The following is a 14267-nucleotide window of genomic DNA, read 5'->3' as shown; positions in this document are numbered from 1 at the left end:
ACCTGGCGGATCAGCGCGCTGTCGCTGGTGGCCCCGGGCCAGGACCAGACCCTGATCGGGATTCCGGTGCGGGTGACGGCCATGCCGATGATGACCTGCGGCAGGTCGTCGCGGTGGTCCTTGCTCTTGCCGAAAGCGCGGAATCCCCTCAGGTGGGCAGGGTCTTCGCCGTCGGCAGACGCGTCACCGGTGGCCGACGGATCGGGCTGCGGCAGGCACCGTCCGTACTCATTGCGGGCGAGCGGCTCGTCGGCCTGGCCGGTCTCGAAGTAGGTGGAGGTGGTGTCGAAGAACAGCAGGTCGACTTCGAGGTTCAGCAGGTCGGCGACCGCCCAGTAGACCTGCTCGGCGAGCTTGCTCTCCATGGTCAGCAGCCGGTCCATAGCCCGGTAGCAGGCGTCGTCGTCGACCTCGGGCAGACCCGCGATGGCGACGTCGTCGTTGACCCAGTGGGAGGCGGCCAGCTTGCTGGACGGCTTCAGTGCCCGGTTGGCGACCAGCGCGAACAAGGTCCGCTCGGTCCGCTCGCGACTGCGCGGGTCCTTGATCAGTTTCCGGATCATGGCGTCGATTCCCAGGCGACGCCACAGGCCGTCGAGGGCGTGGGTCCCGCCGAGCGGCCGGGACTCGGTGAAGGTCAGCTCCGGTGGGGCTGTGGCGGCCATCGCCTGGCCGGGGGTGAGGACTTGGGACAGCGAGGCGATCAGGCGGGCGATCGCGTCGCGGTCGACCTGGTCCTCGCGGCCGAAGTTGTAGAGCACGGTGCGGCGGGAGACCTGGGCTGCCGGGTCCCACTCGTTGTGGGCCAGCTGCAGGTAGCGCACGCTCGACCCGTTCTTGTTCTTCCGGGTCACAGTGCGCAAGTACATGACCTAGAGGCTAACACCATCGGCACAGCTCAAAGGCACTGCTGAGTGCCAGGCGTTGCCCTAGGCGATCTCGACTGTTGCCCCAGTCGCGACCTCGTTGACCTGCGTGTTTGTTGGTGCCGTTGGCCTATCGGCTCAGATTTCTGCGGAACTCAGGGTGACCTCGGCGGCCGGCGGCCTATGCGGGGCTGTACCGGGGAGTGATCGGGGGGAGGATGTAGGTTCCGTCGAAGACGGCGGGGCGTGGCTGGTACATCCGCAGGACCGGGCGGAAGGGCCCAGGCGGGGTGGGCAGCCAGTTGGCCGCTGCTGCCGGGTCTGCTGGGCGGTCGGGCTCGAGGTGCAGGGTCAGCGAGCCGTCACGCTCGTAGTGCAAGCCGGGGGTGCGGTCGCCGACGGAGTAGCGGTCGATGGGGTTGGCGACGAGGTAGTAGTCGGGCAGGTCGTACATGGTGACCGACCAGAAGGCGTCCACCGGCGGCGTGGTCTCGAACCGCAGCGTGTACGCCCGGGTGCCGTCCAGGGGGCTGCCGTCGCCGTCGCTCCAGGTCATCGCGTAGGCGGCTTCGTAGCCGTGGTTGCCCCACAGGCCGGCGCGGGCGGCCGCCGCTCGCACGACCCGGGCGGTGGCCCGGTCGGAGAAGACCCATTGGGGGGTGTCGAGGGTGCCGGGTCCGAAGAAGTCGAGGTTGTAGTTGAAGGCGTCGTAGGCGAGCTTCCAGCCGTTCTGCTCCGGGCTGCTGCCGTGAGTGGTGGCGTGCTCCACCCGCTCTCTGCCCGCGGTGTGGCCGGCCCGCAGCGCCTGCTCCAGCCCGGCGGGCGGGTCGCTGTAGGGGCTGGCGGATTCCAGCAGCCCCAGAGGCGCGAATCTCTGCTGGTAGTCCTGGTCGGCGCCGGCGGGCGGGAACGCCCGCATCCGGGTGCGGAGCTTCTCGAAGAACAGCAGCTCGCTCCCGTCGACGGCGGCCTCCGGCGCGGGGAGCCCGGCCGACGCGGCACGGTCCCCGAAGGGGGCCAGGGCGGTGGCCTGCTGGAGGGCGCGGACAGCGGCCAAGTCATCGGGGCCGTCGCATGCCCAGCGGCCCACGATCGAGGCCACCGAGGTCGGCGAGGTGATCCGGACCGTACCCGCGGGGACCTCGCCGCTCCAGCCCGGCCCGGTGAGCAGGAATGTCCCGGCAGCGGTACCGGTGGCCCGGCGGCCGACGTAGGCGAAGTTGTTCGTCCACGCGTCGACGAACTGGAACACGTAGTATCGCCCACCCGTGTCGGGCACCCGCATGAGCAGCGGCCCGCCGCTCAGGTCCAGCTGCGCCATGGAGTAGACGGTGTCGTTGTTGATGCTCACGAAGGTGTCGTCCGGCCCTGCCAGGGTGTCGGCATGGCTGAACCGGTTGAAAGCGGTCGGGGCCAGCGACCCCATGCCCTTGCGGGTGAAGCGCTCCACCTCGTCCAGGTTGAACACCAGCGGAAAGCCGTACACGTACGCCTCCGCCGCCAGCGCCTCAAGATCCGACACCCTGCACCACCATTCCTGCGACCAGCCCGAGCCTCCATCGTCACCCGAAGCACCCACCACCCGCGACCGGGACAGCGCGCCCTCCTCACCGGCCCGTACTACAGGGAGATACCCATACGGCTCCGGCACTCCCGGTTCCTCATCGCCCGACGCGAACGGCCGCCCCGGAACCGTCCGCCGCCCTGGAGCAGCGGACGTCCCGTCTGAGCCGCTCCCGTGACGCCGCGCGCAGAGCCCTGCCGCCGTCGCGGCCTGCGCCCTCATCGAGCAGGCCCCGGGCCGCTGGGCCCTCACCACGACAACCGTCCCCGACTGGACGGCCTCACCCTCCTACCTCGACCGGGAGCGGCCGCCGTGATGCACCCGGAGGTCGCGTTCACCCTCGCTCGGTCGATCGAGTGCCGGGAGCCCGGGTACCTCTCCGCGGCCTGCGCCGAGGCCCTGGAGGACAAGAGAACGCCGTCACGGCAGCCACGTTCCGGCAACGCGCCGTCGCGTTCTTCGCCGCCCACGACATTCCGATCCAACGGGAGCAGAGTCACCTACGGCATTCTGCGGGGGTGCGGGCCGAAGCCGGTTGTGATCACTGGATCTGATGAAGCGCGCTAGCATCTAGTCACGCACAGCTCTAGCGTGATCGCGCTGCGCGACGTCGTCGCGCTTTCACAGATCGGGGTTCCATGAGGTTTCGGCAGCACCCCCTTTCCCGGCTCGCTGTCTGCGTTGCGGCGGTCGGGCTCGCGATGTCGGCCACCGGGCCGGCGTTCTCCGCCCCGAGAGCTCCGGGTCCGCCCCCGGCCCCGGCCTCTGCCCCGCCGCTGACGGACGTTGAGGTCGTGAAGACCACGGAGACCGTCCCCGACTACCGGAAGGTCCTCGTCTCCTGCCCGGCCGGGAAGGTCGCCATCAACGGCGGCGCGGAGGCGTCGGCCACCCCCTCCGACTACGACTCAGTGGCCCTGGTCAGTAGCTACCCGTCCCCCTGGACCACGACGCTGTGGGTCGCCAGCGCCCGGAACTTCTCGGGGCAGCCCAGCACGGTGACGGCATGGGCGATCTGCGCCCGGAAGCCCAGCGGCTACGAGGTCGTCCAGGCCCCGTCGAGCCAGGTGCCGGTGGACCAGCCGGTCACGCTGTCCTGCCCTGCGGGCAAGGTCGCGTTCAGCGGTGGCGCTGAGATCCAGAGCGACCGGAGCTCCCTCACGAAGTCGTACCCGGCGGCGTTCAACTCGGCCAAGCAACCCACCCAGTGGGTGGTGGCCGGCAGGAACGCCGCGAACAGCACGGTCGGTGTCGAAGCCTCCGCCGTGTGCGCCGACCCAATCACCGACGTGACCTGGTCCACGGGCAGGGCAACCTCGAACAGCCCGGCCGGCGGGTTCCTCGTGTGCCCGGACGGGCGGCAGGTCGTGGGCGGCGGCGCTTCCGCGAGCGGGCCTGAGTCCGTCCTGATCTCGTCGAAGCCCGGCCTCAAGAGCGAGGGCGCTCGCAGCGACGGCTGGTGGGGCCAGGCGGGCGGCTTCTACGAGCCGCTCACCGTAGACGTCTACGTGGCGTGCGCCAGCAGGTAGCGGCCTGAGCACAGGAGGGCCCGCCGACCTTGACCGGTTGCGCGGGCCCTCTGCTGCGCCGGGGAGCGGTCCGGGTCATCAGACATCGCGCAGTGAGCTGGGGAACCCAGTCGGATGGGCGCCGAGACGACAGATCCGCAAGACCCATCGACTCCTGGGCGAGATCGGACACACCATCGAGCCCGCCAACACTCAACTGGCCGCCCTGGACGACCTCGCCGCCCGCCTCGAAACCCCAACATCACAGATCAAGTGAGGGGCCACGAAGTCTCCGGACAGGCACCCAATAGGGTTGTCCTGAACAAGGAAACGAGGAAGAAGTGACGCCACCCAGTAAGTACTCGCCGGAGTTCCGCGAGGAAGCCGTCCAAATCGCGTTGAGGTCCAGCAAGACGATCTCCGAAGTCGCCCGGGAGCTTGAGCTGAACTCGGAGACGCTACGCGGCTGGGTGAAGAAGCACCAGAAGCAGCAAGAACCGGCTCACGATGCGGAGCTGACGGTGAACGAGCGGGCGCGTCTGAGGGAACTCGAACGACGCAACCGCGAGCTGGAGATGGAAGTCACCTTCCTGAAAAAAGGTGTGCCACGAACGCGGGAGGCTGCTTGCGGTAGTTGAGTAGCTGAACGCGGTGCTGCACGAGAGATGAGGGACTTTCGGCCCTTCGGAGTCGCCCTGCGGGGGAGGCTCCAAACCGCCACATGCTGCGGAAGCGGTGACGCGACCGTGGTGAGCGACTGTGGAAAAGGCGTCCGTGAGGCGTCAGGTGGGGATCAGGGAGACGGAGCGCAGTCCCCTTACAGGGGATCGCTGTTGACGCGTCGTTATTGATTAAATGGCATCAGAACCGGGTGTTACTTTTTGGCCCGGGATGAGTCTGGCGGAAACCCGTTTACTGGCCAGGTGGTGCCCGGCGTGGAGGCGACGTGAATCTGGTCTGCTGCTTTCGTGTGGAACGTGGGAAGACACACTTCGATGCATCAACTCTGCGTTTTCCACCCGGTGTTGTGAAAGGGAGCCTTCCAAGCGGACAACCCGCGAGGAACTGAGTACCGATGCGAGGTGTGTTGGCGGACCGGTTCGTAGTAGCGGTGAACCTCCTGCTGGGCGCGGTGGGAGCGGAGCGAAGGGGCCGGATTGTCGGGTCTTCGAATTTAGTCGGGGAGGGCCGCCCGTGACCTGTACCGCCGGTTGCCGAGAGTGACCGTCGTGGGTGCGTGAGGGGTGAACGCAGACCGCCCGCGCTGCTTGTGGATCATGACTGGTGTCTAGACAGCCGATCTTCAAACAGACACGGGCGGCATGGGCCACGATACCGGCGCGACGGCGCTGTTCGATCTGGAGGGGGTCGCGGTGGCCGAGGTCGTCCGCGACGAGGACGGGATACGTACGGTGCGTCTGGTGACCACGGACCCGGCGGCGCGGGCCTGCCCGGCGTGCGGGACCTTCGCCACCCGGGTCAAGGAACGGGCCGTGACGCGGCCTCGTGACCTCGCCCATGGCGGTGGCGCGGTACGGATCCGCTGGCACAAACGGCGCTGGCAGTGTCGTGAAGATGCCTGTGAGCGGGGCTCGTTCACCGAACAGATTCCCCAGATACCCGCACGGATGCGGCTCACCGAGCGGCTGCGGACCGCGTGCGGGCAGGCCGTGGCCGACGGCGGACGCACCGTGGTGCAGACCGGCCGCGACCTGGGGCCGTCCTGGCCGGTCGTCATGCGCGTCACCCGCACCTACGCCGAGCGCCACCTGCCCGCCGCACTGCCGACGACCGAGGCGATCGGGATCGACGAGACGAGGCGGGGCAAGCCGGTATGGAAGCAGAACCCGGACACGGAGAAGTGGGAGCTGGTCGCGGATGCCTGGCACATCGGCTTCGTCGACGCGATCGGCGGACGCGGCCTGTTCGGCCAGGCCGAGGGCCGCAACGCGGACTCGGTCGCCGACTGGCTCAGCGCCCGGCCCGCCGCCTGGCGCGAACACGTGCGCTACGTCGCCATCGACCTGTGCGCCACCTTCCGCGCCGCAATCCACCGCGCCCTGCCCCACGCCACCGTCGTCATCGACTGCTTCCACATCGTGCAACTCGCCCAGCGCCACCTCGCCGACCTGCGCCGACGCCTCACCTGGAAACAGCACGGCCGCCGGGCCCGCAAGGGAGACAGCGTCTACACCGTCCGCAAACTCCTGCGCCGCAACAAGGAAGACCTCACCGGAGAACAACTCGCCCTGCTCAGGGTCGAGTTGGAGTACATGGGCACCTACGGCCGTCAGATCTACGCGGCCTGGCAGGCCAAGGAACTCCTGCGTGACCTCCTCGGCCTGGCCGTCCACCGCACCCACGTCACCCCCGACCGCTCCGCGATCTCCGCAGCCCGCCACCGCTTCAACGCCCACGTCGCCGACCACGCCCACCTGCCCGAACTCGTCACCCTCGCCGAAACCGTCGATCAGTGGTGGAACGGCATCGAGGCATACGTCCTGACCGGGATCACGAACGCCGCCAGCGAGGGCAACAACCGCGTCATCAAGCTCGACGCGCGATGCGCCTTCGGCTATCGCAACCGCGCCAACCAACGCCTACGGCCACTCTGCGCGACCACGAGACGAGCCCGCCGCGAGGGGGTCCCCGACTAACTTCGAAGACCCGGGTTACCGCCCTCCGCGCGAAGTCCACGCCGAGTACGAGAAGTTGCGAATCGCCGCGTGAAATAACCGGTCAGAAGCCTGTCCGGAAACCGCGAGGCCCCTCACTCAGTAGGCGGACCCTGCATGTGGCATGAGCGTCGTACCTGGGTCGAGGCTCCCGGCAGACGGACCCTGCTGGGCGATGTCTCGCCCAGGATCCGCCGTCCAGGGCTGCGAGCAGCAAGGCCGGATCGCCGTCGCCTGTGTCCGCCGCTCTTTGCAGGACGGTGCGAAGGTAAGGGCGGTCAGCGTGACTGGTGAGGACCGTGGCGAGCGCGATGGCCGCCGTGGTAGCTCCGGCGTCGGCCGCCAGCCGCCAGCCGCCAGCCGCCAAGATGTCGCCGCCTCGTCGGTCTCCCCGTCTCGCTCAGTACGTCGCCGAGGTGCAAGAGAGCGTTGCGACGACCTTGCACTGCGGCCTGCGAGAACTCAGGCCGGGAGGCCCAGTTCCCTCGCGATCAGCATGCGCTGGACCTCGCTCGTGCCCTCGCCGATCTCCAGGATCTTGGAGTCCCGCCACATCCGCGCCACCGGGTACTCGTTCATGAACCCGTACCCACCATGGATCTGCGTCGCCTCACGCGCGTTGTCCACCGCCACCGTCGAGGAGTACAGCTTCGCCACCGCCGCCTCCTTCTTGAACGACTCCCCCCGCACCAACCGCGACGCCGCGTCCCGCCAGCCCACCCGCGCCATGTGGGCCCGCATCTCCATGTCGGCGATCTTGAACTGGATCGCCTGGTAGTCACCGATCGGGCGCCCGAACGCGCGACGCTCACCCGCGTACTTCACCGACTCGTCCACACACCCCTGCGCCAATCCCGTCGCCAGCGCCGCGATCGCCACCCGCCCCTCGTCGAGAATCCGCAGGAACTGCGCATAGCCACGACCCTCCTCACCCAGCAGATTCCCACCCGGCACCCGCACGTCCGAGAACGACAGCCCACGCGTGTCCGACGCGTTCCAACCCACCTTTGAGTACGGCGCCGCCACCGTGAAGCCCGGCGTCCCCGACGGCACGATGATCGACGAGATCAGCGGCCGCCCGTCCGGCTTGCGACCCGTCACCGCCGTCACCGTCACCAGACCCGTGATGTCCGTACCCGAGTTGGTGATGAAGCACTTCGACCCGTTGATCACCCACTCGCCCGTCGCCTCGTCCCGCACCGCCGTCGTCCGCGTCCCGCCGGCATCCGAACCGCACTCCGGCTCCGTCAGCCCGAACGCCCCCAGCATCTCCCCCGCGCACAACTGCGGCAGCCACTGCCGCTTCTGCTCCTCCGTCCCGAACCGGAACACCGGCATCGCACCCAGCGAGACACCCGCCTCCAGCGTGATCGCCACCGAGGAATCCACCCGCGCCAACTCCTCCAACGCGATCCCCAGGGCCAGGTAGTCCCCTCCCATCCCGCCGTACTCCTGTAGGAACGGCAGCCCGAACAGCCCCATCCGCCCCATCTCCCGCACGATCTCGTACGGGAACTCATGGCGCTCGTACAGATCCCCAATCTTCGGGGCCACCACGTCCTGGGCGAACTCGGCGACCGTGCGGCGTAGTTCCTCGTGCTCGGGGGTGAGGCGATGGTCCATGGTTTCGTCGGTCCTTGGGTGAGAGGGTTCGTACGCGGATCAGACCTGCCACGTCCCGGCCAGTCGCAAGGCGGCCTCGCGCACCACGTCCGCCGGCTTGCAGAAGGAGAAGCGCACGAGACGGTCGGTGTGCGGGTTGTGCGGGCTGTGGCGGAATGCGGAACAGGGAATGGCCGCAACCCCCGCGCGCGCGGGAAGGTCCCGGCAGAACCGCGTCCCGTCCGTATAGCTGGCTCCCCGTATGTCCGCCTGGAGGAAGTACCCGCCTTCGCCGCGGTAGGTGCGCAGTCCGGCCTGTTCGAGACCGGTGCGCAGCAGGTCCCTGTGGCGTTGCAGCGTGCTGCGCAGCTCCGCCGTCCATGCCATCCACGCCTCCTCGTCGCCGAGCATGCGCGCCACGGCGAGCTGGAACGGCGTGCCGGAGGCGAAGGTGAGGAACTGCTTGGCGGAGAGGACGGCTTCCACCAGCCGGTCCGGTCCGCAGGCCCAGCCGACCTTCCAGCCAGTAACGTTGAACGTCTTGCCCGCGGACGAGACCACCAGGGTGCGCTCCCGCATGCCGGGGACCGAGGCGAGCGAGTGGTGCCCGGCCCCGTCGTACACGAGGTGTTCGTAGACCTCGTCCGTGACGGCGGTCAGTTCGTGGTCCAGGCACGCCCGGGCCACGGCGGCGAGTTCCGCAGCGGTGAAGGCCTTGCCCGTGGGGTTGTGCGGTGAGTTGAGCAGCAACCGGGTGCGCGGGGTGACCGCCGCCCGCAGCGCAGCCTCGTCCAGGCAGAACCGGTCGCCCTCCGTCGCCAGCGGGACGGCGACGAGCCGGGCGCCCGCCAGCGAGGCGGCGGCTTCGTAGGCGTCGTAGCAGGGGTCAAGGGTGAGGACCTCGTCCCCGGGGTTGCACAGTGCCAGCAGGGCCGCTGTGACGGCCTCGATCGCTCCGGCGGTGACGACGACCTCGCGGTCGGCGTCGTAACGGATTCCGGAGCGACGCAACCGGCTGTCCGCGATCGCCGCCGCAACTCGGCCAGGCCCGCTGCGGGCGGGTACTGGTTGTGCCCGTCGGCGATGGCCGCCATGGCGTCGTCCAGGAGCGCGCGGGGGGCGCTCAGTCCGGGTGCCCCCTGGCCCAGGTCGATCGCACCGTACCGCTCGGCGAGCTCGCGGGTCTCGGTAAAGACGGAGGGGCGGAAGTTCTGGATGCGATCGGCCCTGCGCAGGCGCGGGCGCGTGGGCGGCAGGGGCTGTGCCGACGGCACTGTGGTGGTGTCCTTTCCTCGGGTGCAGGGAGTTGGGAGTCGTGGACAGGGGGTGAGTGCGGGGGTGCCCGCTCACAGCCGCAGCAGGATGGTGCCGGGGTCCTCCACGAGTGCGCCCAGTGCGGTGAGGAAGGCCGCGGCCTCGGCGCCATCACACACCCGGTGGTCGAACGCGCAGGTGAGCTTCGCAGTGGGACGTACAACGAGCCGGTCGCCGTCCACGACGTGGGGGCGGGGACGGATGGACCCCACGCCGAGGATCGCCGCCTCAGGGTGGCTGACGACCGGCACGCCCTCGTCCAGGCCGAGTGCGCCGAAGTTGGAGACCGTGAAGGTGGAGCCGGTCAGCTCGCCGGGGGTGAGTGTGCCCACGCGCGCCCCGTCCGCCAGCCGCGCCACCTCCTGGGCGAGCCGCACAGTCGACAGGTTCTGGGCGTCGCGCACCACGGGCACGAGCAGGCCGCGCGGTGTGGCCGCGCCGATGCCCAGGTGCACTGCGTCGTACGTGCGGACCTCGGGGCCGTCCTGGACATACGTGGCGTTGAGCCTGGGGTGTTCGCGCAGAGTGAGCGTCAGGAGCCGCAGCAGGAGGGCGAAGGGCGTGGCGGCGTGCTCGGCGTCCTGCGCGCGCAGCCTGTCGCGCAGGACAAGCAGGCGGGAGAAGTCGACGACGAGGGAGCAGTGGGCGTCCGGGATCTCCCGGCGTGCACGCTCCATGTGTGCTGCCGTACGTGCGCGGACGCCGCGCACGGGGATCGAACGTGTCCCGGAGTCGCTCCCGCCGTCCCCGGCAGTCCCCGTGGTGAGGGAAGCCGCCGCCGCGTGGACGTCCGTGCGGGTGATGGTGCCCTCCGGACCCGAGCCGGCGCCCAGCGCGGCCAGGTCCACCCCGAGCCTGCGGGCGAGATGCCGTACGGGCGGCTTGGCGCGGGGGCGCCCGGTGTCGGTCGGCACAGTGGACGGCGAACGGCGGGGAGCGGGGCGTCTGCGGACCGCGCGCCGCCCGGTGTCCGTCCCTGCCCGCGTGCCGTATCCGACGAGCACCGGTCCCGAGTCAGCGCCGGTACGGTCGGCGCTGACCGCGCCGACGGCCGTGTCCGGCCCGGCACTCGTGGCCGCACCTGGGTCCTCAGCGACGCCCAGCCCCCTGCCGGTGCCTGCGGGCGCCCCGCTGTCGATGAAGATCAGCGGTGTGCCCACCGACAGGGTCTGGCCAGACTCGCCGCGCCGTTCCACGACGGTCCCGGCGTACGGGGACGGGATCTCCACCTCGGCCTTGGCTGTCTCCAGGACGCACAGCGGCTGGTTGACGGTGACGGTGTCCCCCGGCACCACCAGCCATTCGACGATGGTCGCGTCGAGCAGCCCCTCCCCCAGGTCGGGCACGAGGAACTCCCGGATCGTGCGATCCGCGGCGTCAGTCATGGCCGTACCCGAAGGACCGGTCGATGCTGTCGAGCAACCGGTCGACGCCCGGAAGCCATGCCTTCTCCCATCGTGCGGGTGGATACGGAGTGTCGAATCCCGTGACCCGCAGCACGGGGGCCTCCAGGTCCCAGAACAGTTCCTCCTGCACCCTGGCCGCGATCTCCGCTCCCAGTCCCAGGGTGCGCGGGCCCTCGTGCAGGACGACGCAGCGCCCGGTGCGGGACACCGAGGCGGCGATCGTAGGGAAGTCGAGGGGGGCCAGGGAGCGCAGGTCGACCACTTCCAGCTCCCAGCCGTGCTCGCGCCGGGCGGTCTCCGCGGCGTCGAGCGCGGTGCCGACGGTGCCGCCGTAGGCGACCACCGTGACGTCCGCACCGCTACGGCGGACCAGTGCGTGCTCCAAGCCCGCCGCAGGCGCTTCGGCCGTCGCGTCACCGCTCTGCCAGTAGCGCCGCTTGGGCTCGAGGAAGATCACCGGGTCGTCACAGTCGATGGACTGCCGGAGCAGGGCATGGGCGTCCGCAGCCGTGGCGGGCGTCACCACCCGCAGCCCCGCCGTGTGCGCCCAGAACGTCTCGGTGGACTCCGAGTGGTGCTCCACCGCGCCGATGCCGCCGAAGGACGGGACGCGCAGTGTCACGGGCACCGAGAGCTGGCCGCGGGTGCGGTTGCGGTACTTGGCCAGGTGGCTGACGATCTGGTCCAGTGCGGGATAGGTGAACCCGTCGAACTGGATCTCGGGCACCGGACGCAGTCCCCGCATCGCCATGCCCAGGGCCACTCCGACGATCGCCGACTCAGCGAGCGGTGTGTCGAAGCAGCGCTGGGGGCCGAACCGCTCGGCGAGGCCCTCGGTCACCCGAAAGACTCCGCCCTGGCGAGCCACGTCCTGGCCGAAGACGACGACTCGCTCGTCCTCGGCCATGGCCTCGCGCAGCGCCGTGTTGATCGCTTCCACCATGGTCGCCGCCACGGCTCACTCCTTCCGGGACAGTTCGGCGAGCAGCTGTCCGGACTGCTCCAGCAGGTCCTTCGTCGGCTCGTGCAGTACGTGGGCGAACAACTCGGTGGGCGGCAGGTCGGGAGCGTCGAACACGCCGTCCCGCAGCTCGGCGCACATCCGGGCCGCCCTGTCCCGTGCACGGTCCTCGACCTCCTCGTGCCACAGGCCCCGGTGGGTGAGGTAGCGCCGGTAGCGGGGCAGTGGGTCGAGCCGCTCCCAGTGGTCGACCTCGTCCTGTGCGCGGTACCGGGTCGGGTCGTCGGAGGTGGTGTGGGGAGCGAGCCGGTAGGTGACCGCCTCGATGAGGGTCGGTCCGCCTCCCGACCTGGCCCGAGCGGCGGCCTGTTCGGTCACCGCCCGGCAGGCGAGGACGTCGTTTCCATCAACCCGTACCCCCGGCATGCCATAACCGACGGCCTTGTGCGCGAGGGAGGGGGCCCGTGTCTGCTCGGAGAGGGGTACGGAGATCGCCCACTGGTTGTTCTGGATGTAGAACACACACGGTGCCGCCGTCACGGCGGCGAAGTTCAGCGCCTCGTGCACGTCTCCCTCACTCGTCGCGCCGTCCCCGATGAAGGCGACGGTCAAGGAGTCCTCGCCGAGCCTGGGCGCCGCCATGGCCGCGCCGACGGCGTGCAGGGCGTGCGTGCCGATGGGGATGGACATCGCCGCGCAGGCGTGCTCGGGAAAGCCCCAGCCGCCGTGCCAGGTACCGCGCCACACCGCGCCGACCGCGGAGGCGGGAATCCCGCGCATGAGGAACAGCCCGAGCTCGCGGTATTGCGGGAAGAGCCAGTCGTCGCGGCGCAGGGCGGCGGCGCAGCCGACCTGGGCCGCTTCCTGTCCCCTGCACGAGGGGTACAGGGCCAGCTGCCCCTGTCGCTGGAGGTTGACGAACTCCGCGTCCACGGCGCGGGTGACGACCATCCACTCGTACAGTTCGGTCAGTTCCTCCGATGACAGCGTGACGTCGAACTGCGGGTGGTCCACCGACAGGCCCTCGGGGGTGATGAGGGCGACCGGCTGCGGATCGAAGTCAGCCACCAGCCACAGCCTCCTGGCGTGGCCGGATGATGGCGGGGACGGCACGGACGCCGTTGAGTGCCGGCGAGTGGACCGGTTCGACCTCGTCCCTGGGGACGGCCAGTTCGGCGTCGAAGCGGTCGAAGAAGGCCGGGAGCGCTGTGTGCGCCTCGAGGGGGGCCGGCGGCGCGCCCACGCAGAAGTGCGGGCCGTGCCCGAAGGACAGGTGACGGGTGTCACGCGTGACGTCGAACGACGCGGCAGGCGGACCGTGTTGGGCGGGGTCATGCCCCGGAGGCACGTACGACATCATTACCGGCTCGCCGGCGCGGATCAGCACTCCCCCGATCTCGATGTCCTGTGCCGGGTACCGGAGCACGCCCTGGTTGACCGGCGAGTCCCAGGCCAGCACCGATTCAGTTACCGACTGCCACGACACCTCGCCGGCACGCACCCGCGCCAGCTGCTCGGGGTGGGCCCTGAGAGCGAGGAGGGAGTTGGTGAAGAAGTTGATGGTCGTCTGGTGTGCGGCGGTCAGCACCAGAATGAGGGTGTCGATGAGTTCGTCGTGGGTGATGGAACCGCTGGTGTGGTGTTCGACCAGCATGGAGGTGAGGTCGTCGCCAGGATCGGCGGCCTTGCTCGCGGCCAGTTCGGCCATGAAGCTGTGGAGCGCCTCCTCGGTGGCGGTCACCTGCGTCGACTGTTCGGTGGTGTCGAAGAGCGCGTGGCACAGGGAGTGCGGCGGGGCGTGCGGCTCGTCGGGCACGCCGAACAGCTCGCTTATCACCCCCATCGGCAGCGGGACGGCGAACGTCTCCTTGAGGTCGGTCGCCTCGTGCGCGGGCGCGGCGGCGAGCCGTTCCAGCAGGTCGTCGACGATCCGCTGGATCTGCGGCCTCAGGGCCTCGACCCGGCGCGCGGTGAACGCCCGGGACACCAGGTCGCGCAGCCTCCGGTGCTCGGTCCCATCAGCGGTGCCCATGTACTGGGCGGTGATGATCTTCATCAGGGGCCAGCCTGCGGGGACTTCACCGCGCTGCAGGGCTCCCCAGTCGCTGGTGTTCATCGAGAAGCTCAGGTCCTCGAGAATCTGTTGGGCGACGGTGTGGCGGGTGACCGCCCAGACGGGCACACCGACCACGTCGACCGGTACGACGGGTCCGGCCTCAAGCAGCCGCTCAGCTTCCGCTCGGGCGTCGGCGGCGAACGGGTCGAGGGTGAACAGCGGATGGGACAGATCCATGATGTGCTCCCATGAAGAGTGGGAATACCGGTGCGGCCGCGGGTGGGCACGTGTATGCCCACCCGCAGGTCGGCCATC

At 69.8% G+C, this 14267-nt stretch carries 10 protein-coding genes and 1 pseudogene; 3 read left to right on the top strand and 8 right to left on the bottom strand.

Annotation, left to right across the window (positions count from 1 at the left end; all coding sequences use genetic code 11):
• A pseudogene (locus tag TU30_RS31405) lies at window positions 1-869 on the bottom strand (transposase); the annotation flags it as partial.
• Window positions 870-1047: 178 nt separating this feature from the next.
• Complete coding sequence (locus TU30_RS31400) at window positions 1048-2388, bottom strand: DUF1254 domain-containing protein (protein WP_042176689.1); 1341 nt, start codon at window positions 2386-2388, stop codon at window positions 1048-1050.
• A gap of 836 nt (window positions 2389-3224) precedes the next feature.
• Between TU30_RS31400 and TU30_RS31395 the strand changes: the two genes are divergently transcribed.
• The 3 genes from TU30_RS31395 to TU30_RS31385 all read left to right on the top strand — a co-directional run bounded on the left by TU30_RS31395 (window position 3225) and on the right by TU30_RS31385 (window position 6595).
• Window positions 3225-3959, top strand: coding sequence for a hypothetical protein (locus TU30_RS31395; protein ID WP_042176687.1), 735 nt, complete (start codon window positions 3225-3227; stop codon window positions 3957-3959).
• Between the two features lie 320 nt (window positions 3960-4279).
• Window positions 4280-4576: a transposase gene (locus tag TU30_RS31390; RefSeq protein WP_042176685.1), complete on the top strand. Its 297-nt coding sequence runs from the start codon at window positions 4280-4282 to the stop codon at window positions 4574-4576.
• Window positions 4577-5260: 684 nt separating this feature from the next.
• Window positions 5261-6595 carry an ISL3 family transposase gene (locus tag TU30_RS31385; RefSeq protein ID WP_042176683.1) on the top strand — a complete coding sequence of 445 codons (1335 nt, stop codon included), beginning with the start codon at window positions 5261-5263 and terminating at the stop codon, window positions 6593-6595.
• 480 nt (window positions 6596-7075) lie between these two features.
• Here the strand turns inward: TU30_RS31385 and TU30_RS31380 are convergent, their stop codons facing one another.
• From TU30_RS31380 to TU30_RS31355, 6 genes are all read right to left on the bottom strand, one after another.
• A complete protein-coding gene (locus TU30_RS31380) occupies window positions 7076-8236 on the bottom strand; it encodes an acyl-CoA dehydrogenase family protein (RefSeq protein ID WP_042176682.1) in 1161 nt (386 codons plus the stop codon).
• Window positions 8237-8275: 39 nt separating this feature from the next.
• On the bottom strand, window positions 8276-9226 hold the full coding sequence (locus TU30_RS31375; RefSeq protein ID WP_234308052.1) for an aminotransferase class I/II-fold pyridoxal phosphate-dependent enzyme: 951 nt from the start codon (window positions 9224-9226) through the stop codon (window positions 8276-8278).
• Between the two features lie 335 nt (window positions 9227-9561).
• Complete coding sequence (locus tag TU30_RS31370) at window positions 9562-10914, bottom strand: dihydrolipoamide acetyltransferase family protein (RefSeq protein WP_042176680.1); 1353 nt, start codon at window positions 10912-10914, stop codon at window positions 9562-9564.
• A complete protein-coding gene (locus TU30_RS31365; RefSeq protein ID WP_304951821.1) occupies window positions 10907-11890 on the bottom strand; it encodes an alpha-ketoacid dehydrogenase subunit beta in 984 nt (327 codons plus the stop codon). The genes TU30_RS31370 and TU30_RS31365 overlap by 8 nt, the downstream gene beginning before the upstream one ends.
• Before the next feature lie 3 nt (window positions 11891-11893).
• Window positions 11894-12964, bottom strand: a complete 1071-nt coding sequence (gene pdhA / locus TU30_RS31360; RefSeq protein WP_234308051.1) for a pyruvate dehydrogenase (acetyl-transferring) E1 component subunit alpha — start codon at window positions 12962-12964, stop codon at window positions 11894-11896.
• Complete coding sequence (locus TU30_RS31355) at window positions 12957-14189, bottom strand: cytochrome P450 (protein ID WP_042176678.1); 1233 nt, start codon at window positions 14187-14189, stop codon at window positions 12957-12959. Before TU30_RS31355 ends, pdhA begins: the two co-directional genes overlap by 8 nt.
• Window positions 14190-14267: the final 78 nt, after the last annotated feature.

Source organism: Streptomyces sp. NBRC 110035, from assembly GCF_000829695.1.
Classification (GTDB): Bacteria; Actinomycetota; Actinomycetes; order Streptomycetales; family Streptomycetaceae; genus Streptomyces.
The sequence above is the reverse complement of the archived record's forward strand: the minus strand, read 5'-3'. Positions and strand labels throughout refer to the sequence as shown.